This is a genomic window from Amphibacillus cookii (genome assembly GCF_016908375.1).
GTDB lineage: Bacteria > Bacillota > Bacilli > Bacillales > Amphibacillaceae > Amphibacillus_C > Amphibacillus_C cookii.
This window is the reverse complement of sequence record NZ_JAFBDS010000001.1, coordinates 225157-239237: the sequence shown is the minus strand read 5'-3', so window position 1 is coordinate 239237 and position 14081 is coordinate 225157. Positions and strand designations below refer to the sequence as shown.

Sequence of the window (14081 nt, the reverse complement as noted above, 5' to 3'; positions counted from 1 at the left end):
TTACTCTCCTCCTACTGATTTGCTAATTCTGTTGTTCGTTTAACCGCTTTAAGCACACTGCGTTGTAAGCCAGCAGCAAAGTCAGATCGATTTAATTCATGCAAAGCATTGATCCCAACACCAGCAGGTGAATTGTTAATATCTAATAATTGACGAGGATGCTTGCCAGATTTTTGGAGCATCTCAACAGCACCTACCATATTTTCTAGAGCGACTTCCCAAGCTATATCACGAGGTAGACCAGCAAGAACACCAGCATCCGCTAAAGACTCAATAAAATAATAAATGTAATTAGGACCAGCTACACCATAGCCAGTAAATGTATCAATTAATTTCTCATCAATGTATTTTACTTTGCCAAATCCATTTAAAAATTGATCAACATCTGCTTGATTAGCATGTCCATTTAATGCGACGCCACTATACCCTCTTCCGGTGTCGGTTAACGTATTTGGGATAACACGGGCAATTGCGCGTCCTTGATCAAACCACCGTTCAAATTGTTCAATCGTCACTCCCGCTACAATTGAGATGACAGTTGCAGCTTTTGAACCATAGTCATTAATCACTTGACAGACAGATTGAAGATCATCTTGTGGTCTGACACCAATAACGATAAGGTCAGCATCAGCCAAAAACTGCGCTTGCTGTTGATCAGTCTCAATTTGATATGTCTCAGTTAAATAGTTTTGACGCTCTTCACTAATGTCGGTCACCGTAATATCTTTTGTTGTTAACACGTTATTCGCTAAAATCGCACGAATCATCGCTTCAGACATTTGTCCGCCGCCAATAAAATGCACTTGATTTCCCACTTTCATTCACTCCTTCTTTTTACGAACAATAAATTTTTTTACAAACCACGTCAAACTAAACTTATCAAAAAATCAGTAGAGCCATTATTGATCTCTACTGATTTTCTTTAATCAGCTCTTACTTAATTGTTCTCCCAGGCTTCTGGTAAAACAAAACCATCATATTTTGATTCACCAGTAATGTATGCTTCAAATTCTGCTGATTCGTACGCCGCTTTTAAGTCTTGAGCCCATTCTTCGTCTAAGTCTTCTTCTAATACGGTAACAATAATGCGATGTTCCTCAGGTGTGTCTTCAATCGCTAAGCCATCAGCAATACGCATCCCTGCTTCAGCAATATAATTCCCATTAATAATACCGAAATCTACATCTTCTAATGAAACGAGAATTTGTGCTGGATCTAACACTTGAAAGTCAATATCATAGTCTGCTGCTGATACACTACTTAAATTAAAATCAGTGGTTCCTGCATCATCTGCAACCGTCACCCAACCTAGATCTTCTAGAATACGGACAGCGCGTTCTTGATTAACTGGGTCATTAGGAAGGGCTACTGTTGAACCATCTTCGACCGCATCCAGTGAATCATGACGTACAGAATGGAGCGACTGCGGTGCTCCAGGCGCAAACGCTAATCGCGTCATTTCAATCCCTAACTCCTCGTTAATTCCTTCCATGTACGCTGTACTTTGAAACACACTTGCATCAATAGCTCCCTCTGCCATGGCAGGGTTTACTTGCATATTTTGTGAAAATACTTGGATTTCTACTTCATATCCTTGTTCTTCTAAGATTGGTAAAATACCTTCTCTAAATTGCTCTTCGTAAGTTCCAACACCGAACCCGACAGTAATCGTATCCGTGTTATCTTCTCCACCACAAGCCGCTAATACAGCTACTACAACTAACATTAACAAAAATATTTTTTTCTTCATTTCTTTTTGCCCCCTATTGTCTAATACTATCTCTTAAAGATTGAAGTGCTTGATGTGTGGCATCAGGAGATACCGCACAATTTGGCACTAATAAAAATGGTTGACCTTCCATAATGGATAAAGCCTGTTTTGCTTGTAATTGAATCGATGTTGGATCATCAGTATCAAATATATGATGATCCACCCCCGCTACTTTAACCTTCTCAAGCGGTACCGATAAATCAGGATTTCCAGTAGCATCAGGATCCCAGCTTATCCCCTCAACAGGGTAATCATTAAAACGCGCTGGATCAGCATAAGCACCACAAGTGTGCAAAATCCGCCCCCCCGGATTAATCGCTTGTAATACGATCGTATCATAAGGACGTGAGAACTCATTAAATTGCGCTTCAGTAAATAAATCTGGGTGTGCCGTACCGGTTGTCGCATAAAATAGGCCATCAACACCGCTTTTTTCGAGCTCCTTAATGTAATCTGCCATGGTAAGTGCAATTGCATGTAACGCTTGATGAACCTCACTACGGTGTGTGGTAAGCAGGCGGTGAAAATCAATTGGTTGCTCACTGCCATACATCGTTTGATCAACGTAAGAAATATGTCCTGCTAAAAACATTAAAATGGTTAGTGGGGAAAACACCGTTTGGATAATTGGCATATCATCTAACCCTGCTCTTATTTGCTTAGCCGCATCAAGCTGTTCTTGCAGTGGCGCAGACTTTGAGATATCAAGTCGAGTGATTTTACTCAAATCACATGGTGTTTGCACGATAGCTTTTACTTGTTTAGGGAAAACCCATTGATAGTCAGTAAAATCATAGACGTTACCAAAGGCTTCCGCTAAATAGGTTGCTCTTGGGTTTATTTTAATCCAATCCCAATCGTATTGTTTAGCAAAATTAACCGTTGCTTCGGCTAAATCATTAGCGGTATGCTCTTTATCTAAAAAATGATGCCAACCACTGACCACTGCACGATCGCACACTTCCTGTGATAGAGTTTTTTTAAATCGTGTTTTTTTATTATATGACATGTGTATCTCCCCTTTTGTCACAGATAATCGTCCGTAAAACACCCACCTCAAAATAGAGAAGCGTTCAATCGATTAAGATAGGCGCTAAACGGACACTAATGTCCTGATCCACTCAAACCTGCAATCAGTGGGCGAAGAACGAAAAGGCCCCTGATTAAAGGTTCGTTTTATCGCCGACGTACCCAGCGCGCTAATGTATTTCCAGTCGACTGGATTAGTTGAACAAATAGAATAAGAATAATGATGGTTGACACCATTGCAAAGGTATCATAGCGCTGATAGCCATAAACAATAGCAATATCGCCGACACCACCACCACCGACTGTTCCAGCCATTGCCGTTGCCCCAATTAATGAAATCGTCGCCGTGGCGAGTGATAAAATAAGTGAGCCAAATGCTTCTGGTAAAATAAAATACCGAATAATTTGAAACGGAGTTGCCCCCATTGATTCAGCTGCCTCTACGATCCCTGGTCCTACTTCAAGTAATGAATTTTCAACAAGTCTAGCAATAAATGGGGTGATAAAAATAATTAAAGGGACAATTGCTGCGTTTGTTCCAATGGATGTCCCGACAATACTACGTGTTAAAGGGATAATGGCCACCATTAAGATAATAAACGGGACAGATCGAATAATATTAATGATAATGTTCAAAATCGTATAAATAATTGGAAAAGACAGGATACCATCACGTCTCGTAACAACAATAATCACACCCAAGATGGAACCAAAAATCGTTCCAATTAACAGCGACATACCAACCATATATAAAGTGTCCCCAATTGCATCTAAAAATTGCTGCAGAGTAATATTTGTATCAAACATTATATAGACACCTCCTCAACTCGAACACCTTGCGCTTCTAAATAGGAGAGGGCATTGATTTTATCTGCTTCTTTTCCTTGAATATCCAAATACCAAATCGCTAGTGTTGTATCTTGTATTTCTGTCATATTGGTAAACACAGCACTTACTGTCAACTCAAACCGTTGCATTAATGTTGCGAGTATAGGTTGAGTCGCATGCTCACCAACCATTTCTAGCTTCGTTAATACATGCACATCTTGTTGATTTAAATGGTCTTTAATTCGCCTTGGAATATCAGTTTTAACTACTGTTTGAACAAAATTACGCGATGTTTGATGCTTGGGATGGCCGAACACATCAAGAACCGAACCCTGTTCAATAATCTTACCTTCTTCCATGACAGCAACTTTATTACAAATTTTTTGAATCACTGACATCTCATGAGTAATTAACATAATCGTAATCCCATATTCTTTATTCACACGTTGTAATAAATCAAGAATAGATTGTGTCGTCTGAGGGTCTAAGGCGGAGGTTGCCTCATCACATAATAGTATTTTCGGATTTGTAGCAAGTGCTCTAGCAATACCGACACGTTGCTTCTGTCCACCTGAAAGTTCACTTGGATAATTGATTGCCTTATCTGCTAATCCGACAAATTCCAGTAATTCTGAAACACGCGCATGTATTTCTTTTTTTGACTTCTTTGCCAAGATTAACGGCATTGCCACATTCTTATAAATAGTCTTTGATTCTAGTAAATTAAAATGTTGAAAAATCATCCCGATTTGTTTTTTTATTTGACGAAGTGCGTTCGGTGATTGTTCAGCTAAATATGCCCCGTCAACAATAACGTGTCCCTCTGTCGGCTGTTCTAGATAATTGACCAACCGAACTAAAGTGCTTTTTCCAGCACCGCTGTAACCGATCACCCCAAAGATATCTCCTTGTTCGATCGTTAAGTCCACCCCTTTAAGGGCATGCACCTCTGTATCTTTTTTTTGATAAACTTTATGAATGCCGCGTAGCTCAATCATGATGGACCCCCCCTTTTTTCAAAAACATGTTAGAAAAACGCATATTCACTTGCTCTCTAGCGAATAGGTTAGTTTTTCTTATACTTCGTTCTTCAAAATTTTAACTACCTTTCTTCTTGCTACTGTGATAAAATTTTGCACTTCCTATCTTAACACAAAACAAAGCTCACTGAATAGATCGGAATAATATGCATTACAAACAAAAAATATGACTTAGCACCTTTCCATAAGGCAAAAGTCGTTGTCCTTCTTATCCTTTAAGCTTGAACTCCCTCGCTTCCATGATTAAGCTATCTCGGTGAAATTTTATCACGGATAACCATCCATAAAGCGCCCGACTCAAAATAGAGCGGAGCGTTGAATCTATTTAGATAGGCGCTAACGGATAGATACTAATGTCCTGATTCACTCACTGTCCAATCAGTGGGAAAAGGATGAAAATGCCCACTGATTGAAAGTTCGTTTTATGCTTAATTAAGTGTATAAATTAAAAAGCAAAAAAGTGCAAGCTTTTTTGCTAAAAATAGCTTGATGTTAATCATAGATGGCTCACATATTTAGTTACTTATTACTTTACCAAACGAACGAGTCTACTGTCTATTTTTTTACTTTGATGAAATAATGAATACAAAATTCAATATATACGTTCTATAATCACACCGACATGTAAGCATCTCTTGCTAAAGAGATTCACTTTAACCCCAGACTTCTTTTGCAATCTCAACAACATGTTTAAGCTTATTCCATTGATCTTCTTCAGTTACGAGATTTCCGTGATGTGTAGAAGCAAAGCCACACTGTGGACTTAAACACAATTGATCAAGAGGAACATATTCAGTTGCTTCTTTAATCCGTTTTTTAATTAAATCTTTATCCTCAAGTTCTGCTCGCTTTGATGTAATTAAGCCAAGAACAACATGAGGTCCACCATTCGGTATGTGTTGTAATGGTTCAAAGTCACCTGAACGATCATCATCATATTCCAAGAAAAAACCATTTACTTTTTCTTTAGCGAAAAGCGTAGGAGCAATTAAGCCATAACTACCGCCAAATGCATAGGTTGATTGATAGTTCCCTCGGCAAATATGAGTGGTTATCGTCAAGTCATCTGGTTTGCCTTCAAGGACGCCGTTAACGACCCGAAGTGCTAAATCTATTAAATAATCACGTGAATATGGCCCGCTATCAAAATCAATGTCTGGTGATGATAACGCCGCTAAATAGACATCATCAATTTGCAAATAACGGACACCTGCCTGATAAAATGCTTGCACTGCATCACGATATGCTTGAATGATATCTTTAGCATATGACTCATAGTCTGGATAAATATCATGATTAATGATATCCGCATGAAATAATTGGTTTGGACTTGGGATGGTTTGTTTTGCAGTGGCTCTCCCATCAACAATCGCATGAAATTCTTTAAAGTCTTTTATAAACGGATGATCTGGATTGAAAGAGATCTTGCCCACATTACGGACATTGTATGGTTCTGTTTCAACACCTTCAAACGCATAACCATGGTCTGGAACATAACCTTCAAATCCATTTAAATTTTCCAAGAAATCAATATGCCACCAATCTCTCCGGAATTCTCCGTCTGTGACTACCTCTAAACCTGCCTCGATTTGCCGATTAACAATGCGATTAATTTCTTCTGTCTCCACTTCTCGCCGTTCAACTAAACTAATTTTACCTTCTTTGTAATCGCGTCTTGCTTTTTTCAATCGTTCTGGTCTTAACAAACTTCCTACGTGGTCTGCATGAAATGGTGCTTTAATTGTCATTTAAATCCCCTGCCTTTTTTTAAAATTTATTTTAGTTTTGATAAACTCGTTTCTAAATCTAAGATAATGTCTTCTATCGCTTCTATTCCTATAGAAAACCTTAATAAAGTTTGGTCAATCCCTCGAGCAATCCGTTCTTGTTCCGGAATATCTGCATGAGTCTGTGTCGTCGGATAGGTAATCAAGCTCTCAACACCGCCGAGACTTTCTGCGAAGCTAATGATGCGAAGTTGTTCTAGAAAGGGTTTAACCCAAGCCTGCTTTTTCAAATGAAAAGATAACATTCCCCCTTTTCCAGGATAAATAACGGTTGTGATCTTATCGTGACTTTGCAAATAGGCCACGATATGCTTTGCATTTTCTTGTTGTTGTTTAAGACGAAGCGGCAATGTTTTCATCCCCCTAATCACAAGCCATGCATCAAAAGGAGATAAAGTTGCGCCGATGTTGTTATGCAACACCTCCAATCGATCAGAAATTTCTGAATCTTTAGATACAACTAAACCTGCTAACACATCATTATGCCCGGCCAAGTACTTGGTTGCACTGTGAATGACGATATCTGCCCCAAGCGTTAATGGCTTTTGTAAATAGGGGGTATAAAATGTATTATCTACAATAACCTTGAGATCAAATGATCTCGCCATACTACTCACTTCTGCAATATCCAATTCTTCTAGAAGGGGGTTTGTGGGCGTCTCAAGAAAAATTGCTTTTGTTGTTGAACGAATCGCTTGTTTTAGTGCAACTGTATCTTTAAAGTTCAAATAACTGATCTCGATTTGATACTGCTGTGAAAGGTGATCAAATAAACGATAAGTCCCTCCATATATATCTGTGGGCACAAGAAGATGATCTCCCGCTTGGAACAATGAAAGAACTAATTGGATAGCAGCCATACCAGAACTACAGGCAAAACCGTGCGTCCCTCCTTCTAATTCAGCAATTCCCTGCTCTAAAACATATCGCGTCGGATTCTTTGTCCGGGTATAATCATAGCCAGTTGATTCAGCTAAAGTGGGATGACGATAAGCCGTTGAAAGGTGGATCGGCAGGCTAATCGCACCTGTCTCATGGTCGACGCGATTCCCTAATTGAGTCAAAAGTGTTTCATCTCTGTACATCGCTCTTTCACCTCTTTTTTTCAAAATATGTTTTGCTTCCTTACACCCACTTTAAAGATGCTCATTTCTAAACAATCACTCAAGCTTTTACGGTGGGCATTAAAAAAAGACCTCCTAAGAAGAAGGTCTTTATCACTAACAGAACCGTCTTCTTATCTTCTAGGCATTGCCTATTGGAATTAGCACCGTACCTTATCGCATAAGGTGGTTGCTGAGACTTCATCGGGCCAATCCCTCAGTCTCTCTGGATAAGAATTATTTAATTAAGTCTATTATACAAGTTTGTAAAAAGCAATACTTTTTTTATTTTCCCATTTAAAAATTACCATGTTTCCTTATACGAAAGTACAAATCGCTGTATAACTGTTTATACGACTATGCATTTGAAGCCTTTGCTGCTTTATCAGCAGCCACTTCAGGGTCTTCTCCTTGTTCAACTAAAAGAGCTTCTCTATCTAATGAACGAAAGAATGGATAAAAGAGGGCTAAAGAAACAAGTAATAGCACTAACTGTAAAATCGGGACACGCCATCCACCCTCTAAAAAGCCATTTATAAAAATGGGTGTGCCTAATGGGACACCTATCCCTCTCAAAGGTTCAACTAGACCAATGGTTGTTGCAAGCATAGCAATTATACTTGTCGCTAAAGGGGCAACAATTAACGGAATAAGTAATTTCATATTTAAAACAAGTGGAACACCGAACATAATCGGTTCGTTAATCCCTGTTAGTCCTGGAACAATAGCCAATTTCCCTAACGTTTTGTAGCGTTTTGACTTGGCCATTAATAGTAAGACTGCTAGCCCAATCGTTGCACCGGTCCCCCCTATTGCTGTGTAGGTCATAAAGAATGCACCACCAGCTATCGTATGTGGCAATTCTACACCTGCTTGATAGGCTTCTAAATTTTCTAATCGCAAACTTGTCCATATTGGCAAGATCACCCCCATGACGACAATCGTACCGTGAATACCGAAAAACCAAAGTAAACTCATTACAAAAACGACTATTAAATAAGCCCACCAGCTGCCACCTAGATTAACAAGAGGAACTTGAACTAAAGTATAAATAAACTCATGTATATTTCCAAAGGGTGTTAATTCAAAGATCCCTCTAACCATTAGCATTAGAATAATTGCCATAAAAGCAGGAGTTAATGCTGCAAATGACTTTTCAATTGTTGGTGGCACGCCTTTAGGCATCTTAATATAATAACCATTGTCAATAATGAGTGTTGAGAGTCTGCCAATCAATACACCGATCAATATTGCCACAAATAACCCAGTTGACCCCAACCATTGATAACTTAAAGCTAGGGTTGCCTCGTCACTTAGCACCCCTAAAGGTGTAACGATGAAGAAGCTCATTAGAGCGACAACACCAGCAGAAAAGGCATCACTTTTAAATTGAGTTGCTGTTGTATAAGCAATGGCAAATACAGCATATAAAGCAAGTAAATCAATTGTTATCATCGGCGGTATTTCTGTTAACGCTTTCAATCCTGTGTTAACTAAAAAAGTTTGATAAGCTGGAATATTAATTGTATCAATTAAAGTGAAAATAGCACCACCTAAAATAACAGGCAAAATTGATGATAAGCCATTCGAAACACTATTAATATATTTATTTTTTTGAATCGCGGAAGCAAATCTTTGAACTTTAACACGAAAACTCGTTGTTTGACCCATGATAAGACCCCTTTATTTTTTTTATAATCAATATTCATCATCCGATAATCAGCCATGCCTATAGTCGGAACAGGAACATTATGATTAACCAAGCCTTTCACCCCAACTACTATATGACCTATCGGTGACCCTAACATCATAATCTCAAAAGGTAATGATCTTCAATTTCACTCTCACTACAAGCATCAATGGCTAAGTTTTCTCAGCTATTTAACGCAGAATCTTTCATTTTTTTCAACTCACATACTCGTGCTCATAATTTTTTTCACTCAGCTTTATCCTCTCCCTTTAGTTGATTTTCTAATTGAATACGACACTTACTTTCTTCGACCATCTCAATCGCCAGCTCTTTAATTGTCAAAGCATTCATCAAATGATCCTGCGCATGCACCATTAATAAAGATATGGCTGTTTGAACACCTCTAACTTCAGCCTGAATTAATTGGGTCTGCACTTGATGTGCGATGTTCAAACTATCCTTTGCTTTATTAAGCAAAGCTTCAGCCTTGGTTATCTCACCACTTCTTGCCTCTCTAATGGCTTTTATACTATTTGCTCTTGCATCTCCACCATTTGTAATAATTTGCATAATTTCTTGTTCTAATTCCATTATAATCCCTCCACATCAGATCAGCAGTTCAAGTTCTGCCATAAATTGACGGAAATTTTTTGTTTGGATTAATCGTTGTCGTATATAGTCATGATCCATTAACCGCATTAATAAACGACTTAATTCCTTATGCAAAAACAAGTGACCAGCCTTCAAATTAATTAAAAAGATAATTTGAATCGTTCGATCATTATAATAGATTGGCTCTGGTAATATCGTTACACTAACCGCATCTTTCATAGCATCAAGTTTCATAGCATGCGGACCAGCTACACCATTTCGATAAATGGTTGTAAATTTTTTTTCTCTCTCTAAAACAGAGTTCGGAAAATAATCAACGGCGTATCCTTTAGCAACCAGATCATCCGCTCGTAACTTTAATAAACTTAAATAATCGATATCACTTTTTTCTCGATAAAAGATATCTTCGTTAAATAAATCTTTTAAACCTGTAATTTCTTGATTATCTAGTTTGTGATGAATTTGAAAAGAAATAATATCTTTAATTCTTCGTATTTCATCTTCATCTATCCATTCATTAATCTGAATGATTGGGACCTGAGCATAACTTGCTTCCATAGGAACAGTACTTAAGAATAAATCCGGTGGATCATCTTTATACTGTTTAAAATTGTTAATAGAAGCTGTTGAAATGTAAGCATTCGAAAAAATATTCTCTAAGTTTAATCTTAACAATTCAGCACTACCACCACCTGTTGTACAAATTACAACAATGCGTTTATACTTTTCTAACGAGACACTTTTTATCCGCTCTAAATGTGCAGCAAAATGAATCGCTACATAGCCCACTTCATCTCGTGACATCTGATAACCATATTTCTTCTCAATTAATTCACTAAATCGAAAGGCAATAACAAACACATTTGCATATTTACTATATATTTCTTCAACCAGAGGATTTTCCAACTGCATATTATAATACAGTCGCTTCATCAAAGGGAGCATGTGAAAGAGTAAATCATTTCTAAGCACGGGATCGTTAGTAAAATACGTAGAAAATGCACTATCCAACGTTTGCAAAATCTCGCCTAGTTGATTATCTATTTCAGCCTTTTCCTGATCATCAATTTTGGCGATAGAAACTTTACCTGAAATATGTGCAGCTAAAAACATCATTTCACTTTGTGGTAAAACAACATCATATTTTTTATTTATCCAAGTTACGATCTGTTCAGCAACCTGGTAGTAACCTTTCTCTGGTTCAACTTTCAAATGCTTATATGAAGAGACAAAGTTACTTTTTAGCGACCTAAAAATTAAAATCCGAATGTGTCGCACGACATTTTCAAAAGCAACATCACTCATCTTTAAATCATTAGCCATTAAAGCTTCATTGACAACCTTCCTCAATTCATCTAAATTGAACAAGCTTCTAAATGTCTTAAACTCTTTAACTGGTGTTAAATAGTAGTCTGTTAAAACATATTTTGAAAATGCTCTGCGATAATCGCTTTCTTCTCCTAAAACGCGTAAGCCGTAATGTACCTTCTTTTCTAGAAATAGATCAGAAGCTGCAACTTTCTTTTCCACTTCTTTCAAGTCTTTCACAATTGTATTACGACTCACATCCATATGTGTTGCAATCTGGTCGATCGTTACGTAATTTTCTGCTTGCAATAAAAACGAAATAATGAAATTAACACGTTGCTCAGGGTTATACATCTCACTCCTGTGCGTTTCGTTGACTACAAATTGATCGTATCGTTCACGAGAAGTAATATGAAGAACATATCCTTGTCCACGAATCAATTCAATTTGAAAGCCATTTTTTTCTCCGATTTGATTTGAATCGCGAACGACATTGCGTATAGAACTTTCTGATAAGTTCATTCTCTCTGATAGTATAACTTTTGTAACTGGGCGATCGTACTTTTCTAAAATACCCAGTAATGTCATCGTTCTCATATTAGTTCACCTCTACAACTAAAAGCATTTATCTCAAATCGACAGAAAGCCAAAGGGCTTAGTGAAAATACCAAGCCCTTTCACCATTAACTTACTGACGCGCTATCACTTGATGTTGAATGATTGGATTCACTTTCAAGACGAAGTGCGTCACGGTCTAAACTGCGTAAAAATGGATAATACATTACAACCGATACGACGACCAATACGGCTTGTAAAATAGCCACTCTTACGCCACCTTCTAGAAAACCATTAACGAGTAGGGGGGTTCCTAATGGTAAACCTATTCCTCGCAACGGTGGTACAATCCCAGTAAATGTAGCCACGATAGCAATAACTGATACGATAATCGGGGAAACTATCAATGGAATTAATAGTTTCATATTTAAGACAATAGGTATACCAAACATAACCGGCTCATTTATGCCAGTAATACCCGGAATGATCGCAAGCTTTCCTAACACTTTATAACGCTTCGATTTAGCAAATAACAAAACAAGAGAAAGACCTATGGTCGCACCTGTACCCCCTAAAGCTGTATATACCATAAAAAATGATCCACCAGGAATCATATGAGGCAATGGTTCTCCTGCCCGAAAAGCCGCCAAATTTTCTAAGCCTAAACTCGCCCAAATCGGCATAATGACACTCATAACGACAATGGTTCCATGAATACCAAAGAACCAAAGCACACTCATTGCTGCAATAATAATAAGATAGGCCCACCAACTACTTCCTAAATTAGTTAATGGCACTTGTAAAATAGAATATATAAATTCGTGAACATTACCAAATCGGGTCGCTTCAAAAATCCCTCTAATCACCAGCATGATAAAAATAGCCGTAAATGCTGGTGTTAAAGCAGCAAATGATTTTTCAATTGTCGGAAGGACCCCTTTTGGCATTTTGATATAGAGACCTTTCTCTAAAATAATCGGAATTAACCTTCCAGTAAATACACCAATGATAATAGCGACAAACAGCCCTGTTGCTCCTAACCATTGAAAACTTAAAGCCATGGTCGCATCATCATTGAGAATGCCAATTGGTGTAACAATTAAAAAACTCATCAAAGCGACAATACCACTAGAAAAACCATCACTTTTAAACTGTTTCGCTGTATTAAACGCAATTGAGAATACAGCATATAACGATAGTAATTCAATAGTAATAGCTGGCGGTATTCCTGTTAGCGCTTTCAAATTAGTGCTCTCTAAAAAGTTCTGGTAAGCTGGAATATTAATCGTATCGATTAATGTAAAGATTGCCCCACCCAATATGACGGGTAAAGCAGATGCTAATCCATCAGAAATACTATTTACATAACGATTTTTTTGAATTTTGGAAGCAAACTTTTGAATTTTTATTTTCATATCTCCGTCTTTTCCCATTCCTCCAACCTCCTAACCGTTATTTATTAATTCTAATGCAACATCAAGAACTTTCTCGCCGTTCATCATCCCATAGTCAGCCATATCAATGGTCGTCACTGGAACCTCATTGTTTACAAGATCCTTCACTTCATCTTCAATATGTCCCATTTGCGGACCTAACATAATAATATCTGCCGGCAAGTTTTCAGTAATTTTACTTTCACTACATGCATCAATAAAAACATCCTCTCCTCTTTTTTTAACTTCTTCTTTCATCTTTTCAACCAACATACTTGTCGAAAAACCCCCTGCACAAGCTAACAGTATTCTTTTACTCATTATGAAGCCTCCCCTTTGGTCATATATTTTTACGAAATGCTTCTGCTTTATTGTAAACGTATACATTAAAGAAAAAAAGAACAATAATTATCACTAAAAATGCAAAATATGGACTATTAAATCTTTAGACGACTCCTCATATCTAAAATAAAGCTGTAAATAAAATAGAGATGGAGAGCAACTTTTGGCTCCTTTCTTCCCTATTTATTCTTTAAAGTAAATTTAAAAAAAGGCCGGGACATAACAAAAAAATGCTCTCTAAATACGAATAATGTAGCATGTGTAGGTTTATCACATACCCGCAGAGGAAATATACTCCCTTTCTGCGGGCACGGCTTCGGGCCTACAGGATGTAGGTCAATTAGACGTTGTCACACGAGGTGACGGGTTTAGTCTAATATTCCACTGTGTGAAGAAGGACGCCTCACACAATGGATCTTCAGCTCATGCTGTTCGAGACTGCTGAAAAACTAACCCATGGAGGTGTTTTATAATTAAAGTATGGTGTATTCCACGCCAGTTACAGACGATCGCTTTCCACGGGCACGGCCCATAGCCGTCAAGCTAAGCAGTAAGATTTAAAACAACAGAAAAATACGGTACC

Annotated in this window: 12 protein-coding genes and 1 riboswitch; all 12 genes read right to left on the bottom strand. The window is 37.7% G+C overall.

Annotated elements, in window-relative coordinates; all coding sequences use genetic code 11:
• Positions 1–11: 11 nt before the first annotated feature.
• Positions 12–821, bottom strand: coding sequence for a pyrroline-5-carboxylate reductase (gene proC, locus JOE23_RS00985; RefSeq protein WP_239585197.1), 810 nt, complete (start codon positions 819–821; stop codon positions 12–14).
• 116 nt (positions 822–937) lie between these two features.
• The gene (locus tag JOE23_RS00980) at positions 938–1750 is read right to left on the bottom strand and encodes a MetQ/NlpA family ABC transporter substrate-binding protein (protein ID WP_204435425.1); all 813 of its coding nucleotides are present in this window, start codon (positions 1748–1750) and stop codon (positions 938–940) included.
• Between the two features lie 13 nt (positions 1751–1763).
• A complete protein-coding gene (locus tag JOE23_RS00975; protein ID WP_204435424.1) occupies positions 1764–2780 on the bottom strand; it encodes a uroporphyrinogen decarboxylase family protein in 1017 nt (338 codons plus the stop codon).
• 167 nt (positions 2781–2947) lie between these two features.
• The gene (locus tag JOE23_RS00970) at positions 2948–3607 is read right to left on the bottom strand and encodes a methionine ABC transporter permease (RefSeq protein WP_204435423.1); all 660 of its coding nucleotides are present in this window, start codon (positions 3605–3607) and stop codon (positions 2948–2950) included.
• Complete coding sequence (locus JOE23_RS00965) at positions 3607–4626, bottom strand: methionine ABC transporter ATP-binding protein (protein WP_204435422.1); 1020 nt, start codon at positions 4624–4626, stop codon at positions 3607–3609. Before JOE23_RS00965 ends, JOE23_RS00970 begins: the two co-directional genes overlap by 1 nt.
• Positions 4627–5321: 695 nt before the next feature.
• Positions 5322–6416: a 5-methyltetrahydropteroyltriglutamate--homocysteine S-methyltransferase gene (locus tag JOE23_RS00960; RefSeq protein ID WP_204435421.1), complete on the bottom strand. Its 1095-nt coding sequence runs from the start codon at positions 6414–6416 to the stop codon at positions 5322–5324.
• Between the two features lie 26 nt (positions 6417–6442).
• The gene (locus JOE23_RS00955; protein WP_204435420.1) at positions 6443–7540 is read right to left on the bottom strand and encodes a methionine biosynthesis PLP-dependent protein; all 1098 of its coding nucleotides are present in this window, start codon (positions 7538–7540) and stop codon (positions 6443–6445) included.
• Between the two features lie 149 nt (positions 7541–7689).
• Positions 7690–7795: riboswitch (SAM riboswitch) on the bottom strand.
• Between the two features lie 120 nt (positions 7796–7915).
• Entirely contained in the window at positions 7916–9229 is a 1314-nt protein-coding gene (locus tag JOE23_RS00950) for a PTS sugar transporter subunit IIC (protein ID WP_204435419.1), read from the bottom strand.
• 265 nt (positions 9230–9494) lie between these two features.
• Complete coding sequence (locus tag JOE23_RS00945; protein WP_204435418.1) at positions 9495–9839, bottom strand: PTS sugar transporter subunit IIA; 345 nt, start codon at positions 9837–9839, stop codon at positions 9495–9497.
• Between the two features lie 15 nt (positions 9840–9854).
• Complete coding sequence (locus JOE23_RS00940) at positions 9855–11765, bottom strand: BglG family transcription antiterminator (protein ID WP_204435417.1); 1911 nt, start codon at positions 11763–11765, stop codon at positions 9855–9857.
• A gap of 86 nt (positions 11766–11851) precedes the next feature.
• Positions 11852–13156 carry a PTS sugar transporter subunit IIC gene (locus tag JOE23_RS00935; RefSeq protein ID WP_204435416.1) on the bottom strand — a complete coding sequence of 435 codons (1305 nt, stop codon included), beginning with the start codon at positions 13154–13156 and terminating at the stop codon, positions 11852–11854.
• A gap of 12 nt (positions 13157–13168) precedes the next feature.
• The gene (locus tag JOE23_RS00930) at positions 13169–13477 is read right to left on the bottom strand and encodes a PTS sugar transporter subunit IIB (protein WP_204435415.1); all 309 of its coding nucleotides are present in this window, start codon (positions 13475–13477) and stop codon (positions 13169–13171) included.
• Between the last annotated feature and the right edge of the window lie 604 nt (positions 13478–14081).

What these genes read in the sequence shown, in the direction of transcription:
- JOE23_RS00960 (WP_204435421.1), bottom strand. Translation starts at nt 6,416, where the DNA reads ATGACAATTAAAGCACCATTTCATGCAGACCACGTAGGAAGTTTGTTA.
- JOE23_RS00935 (WP_204435416.1), bottom strand. Translation starts at nt 13,156, where the DNA reads ATGGGAAAAGACGGAGATATGAAAATAAAAATTCAAAAGTTTGCTTCC.
- proC (WP_239585197.1), bottom strand. Translation starts at nt 821, where the DNA reads ATGAAAGTGGGAAATCAAGTGCATTTTATTGGCGGCGGACAAATGTCT.
- JOE23_RS00965 (WP_204435422.1), bottom strand. Translation starts at nt 4,626, where the DNA reads ATGATTGAGCTACGCGGCATTCATAAAGTTTATCAAAAAAAAGATACA.
- JOE23_RS00955 (WP_204435420.1), bottom strand. Translation starts at nt 7,540, where the DNA reads ATGTACAGAGATGAAACACTTTTGACTCAATTAGGGAATCGCGTCGAC.
- JOE23_RS00950 (WP_204435419.1), bottom strand. Translation starts at nt 9,229, where the DNA reads ATGGGTCAAACAACGAGTTTTCGTGTTAAAGTTCAAAGATTTGCTTCC.
- JOE23_RS00940 (WP_204435417.1), bottom strand. Translation starts at nt 11,765, where the DNA reads ATGAGAACGATGACATTACTGGGTATTTTAGAAAAGTACGATCGCCCA.
- JOE23_RS00930 (WP_204435415.1), bottom strand. Translation starts at nt 13,477, where the DNA reads ATGAGTAAAAGAATACTGTTAGCTTGTGCAGGGGGTTTTTCGACAAGT.
- JOE23_RS00945 (WP_204435418.1), bottom strand. Translation starts at nt 9,839, where the DNA reads ATGGAATTAGAACAAGAAATTATGCAAATTATTACAAATGGTGGAGAT.
- JOE23_RS00980 (WP_204435425.1), bottom strand. Translation starts at nt 1,750, where the DNA reads ATGAAGAAAAAAATATTTTTGTTAATGTTAGTTGTAGTAGCTGTATTA.
- JOE23_RS00970 (WP_204435423.1), bottom strand. Translation starts at nt 3,607, where the DNA reads ATGTTTGATACAAATATTACTCTGCAGCAATTTTTAGATGCAATTGGG.
- JOE23_RS00975 (WP_204435424.1), bottom strand. Translation starts at nt 2,780, where the DNA reads ATGTCATATAATAAAAAAACACGATTTAAAAAAACTCTATCACAGGAA.